The 3,311-nt window shown below is 39.4% G+C and carries 5 protein-coding genes; all 5 read right to left on the bottom strand.

The window, feature by feature from the left end; translation table 11 throughout:
* The coding region (locus QZ055_RS08770; RefSeq protein WP_295826278.1) for an ABC transporter permease/substrate-binding protein at window positions 1-1,347 on the bottom strand (1,347 nt) is incomplete at its 3' end.
* 27 nt (window positions 1,348-1,374) lie between these two features.
* The gene (locus tag QZ055_RS08765) at window positions 1,375-1,572 is read right to left on the bottom strand and encodes a hypothetical protein (protein WP_156719969.1); all 198 of its coding nucleotides are present in this window, start codon (window positions 1,570-1,572) and stop codon (window positions 1,375-1,377) included.
* A 64-nt stretch (window positions 1,573-1,636) separates the two neighbouring features.
* A complete protein-coding gene (gene rpsI / locus QZ055_RS08760) occupies window positions 1,637-2,029 on the bottom strand; it encodes a 30S ribosomal protein S9 (protein ID WP_004695188.1) in 393 nt (130 codons plus the stop codon).
* Window positions 2,030-2,049: 20 nt separating this feature from the next.
* The gene (rplM, locus tag QZ055_RS08755) at window positions 2,050-2,490 is read right to left on the bottom strand and encodes a 50S ribosomal protein L13 (protein ID WP_005381375.1); all 441 of its coding nucleotides are present in this window, start codon (window positions 2,488-2,490) and stop codon (window positions 2,050-2,052) included.
* Window positions 2,491-2,705: 215 nt separating this feature from the next.
* Window positions 2,706-3,293, bottom strand: coding sequence for a 30S ribosomal protein S4 (gene rpsD / locus QZ055_RS08750; RefSeq protein WP_105084909.1), 588 nt, complete (start codon window positions 3,291-3,293; stop codon window positions 2,706-2,708).
* Window positions 3,294-3,311 lie beyond the last annotated feature (18 nt).

The raw sequence follows: 3,311 nt of genomic DNA, 5'->3' as shown, positions 1-3,311 counted from the left end.
ATACGACGGATATAAATGTTTATCGTCCTCAAGAACAACAATAGACGCATGGCTCAACTGACCGTCAGTAGTAAATATAGGCATAGCATCCACATGTCCGCTTTCAATAGCCTGATATTTCAAACCTATATCCATATCCTTCGTATCTTTAAAGTCCATGCCATATACTCGCTGTAATCCCAAATACCCATCTTGGCGCCCGAAGAAATCATATTCCCCACCTAAAATCAACTGTGACGAAACCCTCGCTAAGTCTGAATATGTTTTTAAATTATATTTGTTAGCAATATCCTTACGTACAGCCATTCCATATGTATTATTGAAACCATACATACCGACCCATTTAAATTGATATGTATCCTCGTAAGCGCGCTGTAATTCATCAAATAAATTTTCACTATATTGCGTGTCTCGTTTTAGTACTGCATTCCAACCGGTGCCTGTATATTCAGGATAGATATCGAATTGACCGGACTCCATGGCCGGTTGAATATTTGAGGTTCCTCCGCCTACTCCGGCTGTTACTTCAACAGTTAAATCTGTATCTTGTTCAATAAGAAGTTTCAGCATATCGCCCAAAATCAACTGTTCTGTCATCGGTTTTGTAGCTACATGAATTACATTGGATTGTTGCGACGGCCACATAAACACACCAATGCCACCAATTATCACAATTGAGGATACAATACCAATACGTTTAAAAGTACGTTTGCAATGCCCTCTATATAGTATGATTTTCTCAAAAAAGCCCAATACACCATCCATAATCAATGCTAAAAAAGCAATTAGTAAACTGCCGGCTACAGTCATAGTCGTATTATTTGTAGTAATACCTCGATAAATAGCTACACCAAGACCTCCGGCACCAATAAATGATGCTACCCCAGTAAGCGCTATAGTCATAACTAGCATATTTCTTATACCGACCATGATTACTGGAAAGGCTAAAGGCAATTCAATATATCGTAAACGTTGTACACGAGATAACCCCAGTGATGTAGCCGCTTCAATCATTTCCTTGTCAATACTGCTTAACCCAGTATATGTATTTCTCACCATCGGCAATAATGCATATATCACAAGAGCAATCACTGCCGTTGCGTTACCAATTCCTGAAAAGGGAATCAAAAATCCCAGCATGGATATGGATGGTATAGTATACAGGAAATTAATAACCATCATGGTCGGATTAACTGCTCGACGATACTCGTTAAGTAAAATACCCGCAACTACTCCTAGAATAATAGCAATTATACTAGAAAGCAAAGCTATGCCAATATGTTCCCATAATAGACCTGAGAAAAAGCTCCAATTCTCCACTAGTAAATGATATATATTTTGTATCATACAGCCCCCTATACACAGGTAAATATATTATGAAAGAACGACTACCTTTTTACCTGCATTCTTACCAGAATCAACATCACTGAATCCATCATAGAAAATATCGCTCAAAGCATCACTGATTTCATTACCTACAATCTCTTGTTCTCGTCCAAGAGCGGATACACTATAAATACGCTTTCTTTTATCATTACTATCATCATAACAGATAATTATTAGTGTCACCATAATCTAATCAACAAAAAACACCTGCAGACATTGTCTGCAGGTGTAATAACCTGTATTCCAAATATTAACGTTTGGAGAATTGGCTTGCTTTGCGGGCTTTTTTAAGACCGTATTTTTTACGTTCTTTCATGCGTGGGTCACGAGTCAAGAAGCCAGCTTTTTTCAAAGATTGACGAAGTTCGCCATCTACGTCCAATAACGCACGGGAGATACCGTGACGAATTGCACCAGCTTGACCGGAAGGACCGCCACCAGCTACAGTTGCAATAACATCGTATTGTTCAACTGTGTTAGTCAAATTCAAAGGTTGTTTTACGATCAATTCCAAAGTTTGGCGACCGAAATAATCATTAAGTTCACGTTTGTTAACAGTGATTTTACCTGTGCCCGGTACCAGACGAACTCTAGCAACGGAAGATTTTCTACGACCAGTGCCGTAATATTGTGCTACTGCCATTATATGTTCCTCCCTCTAGATTATCGTACGGAAATTTCTAAAACTTCTGGTTTTTGAGCTGCATGTGGATGCTCAGGACCAGCGTATACGTTTAATTTACGGTATTGTTGTGCACCCAATTTGTTTTTTGGAAGCATACCACGAACTGCCATTTCAACAACACGTTCAGGTTGTTTTTCAAGCATCATGGATAATTTAGTGAAACGGGAACCACCTGGGTAACCAGAGTGACGGAAGTATTCCTTTTGTTCCAATTTTTTACCAGTTACGCGAATTTTTTCTGCGTTTACAACGATCACATGGTCACCAGTGTCTACGTGTGGTGTGAAAGTTGGTTTATTTTTGCCCCGAAGAACTTTTGCAACTTCGGCAGCAAGGCGTCCTAAAGTTTTACCTTCAGCGTCAACAACATACCATTTCCGTTCGATTGTGTTCGGATTGGCCATAAATGTAGTTTTCATGCTGCATATCCTCCTAATAACGTCATAATTCTACCAAAATCAGCTTGTCCTTTGCTTCCGGGGCTAATGGAAACACGACTAAAGCTTACTCAAAATAGTATACAGATTTTGGTGTTCTATGTCAATTGTTTTTTGCACTGTTTTAGCCCTTTAACAGTGACATGTCATAAAGAAAAAACCACCCAATTCTGAGTGGTTTTCCCATAAGCGCCAAATTATTTGGAGTACAATTCGACGATAAGTGTTTCGTTAACTTCGATAGGAAGTTCTTCACGTTGAGGAAGACGAGTGAATGTAGCTTTGAAGCCTTCCAAGTCTTTTTCAATGTAAGGAAGTTCGAAAGAACGAAGTTCTTGGAAGTTAGTTTTGAACATTTCGTTGTCACGAGATGCTTCGCGCAATTCGATTACATCGCCTGGTTTGCAGGAGAAGGAAGGAATGTCTACACGACGACCGTTTACCAAGATGTGGCCATGGTTTACCATTTGACGAGCTTGACGAATGGAGTTACCGAAGCCGATGCGATATACAAGGTTATCAAGACGTTGTTCCAAAAGGATCAACATGTTTTCACCTGTAACACCTTGCATTTTTTTCGCTTTATCATAATAGCGTACGAACTGGCGTTCTAGCAAGTTGTAGTAAGCTTTAACTTTTTGTTTTTCTAATAATTGTGTGCCATACTCAGACATTTTTTTCTGACGTTGGTCTTTTTTGACGCGATTCAAGGCTTTTGCGTGACCGAATACGTTCACACCAAAGCGACGACAAAGTTTGAATCGAGCCTCTCTTCTCGTTGCCATGTGATTATCACCTCATAA

Origin of the sequence: uncultured Veillonella sp., from assembly GCF_905209685.1 — a bacterium.
Lineage (GTDB): Bacteria > Bacillota > Negativicutes > Veillonellales > Veillonellaceae > Veillonella.
The sequence above is the reverse complement of the archived record's forward strand: the minus strand, read 5'-3'. Positions and strand labels throughout refer to the sequence as shown.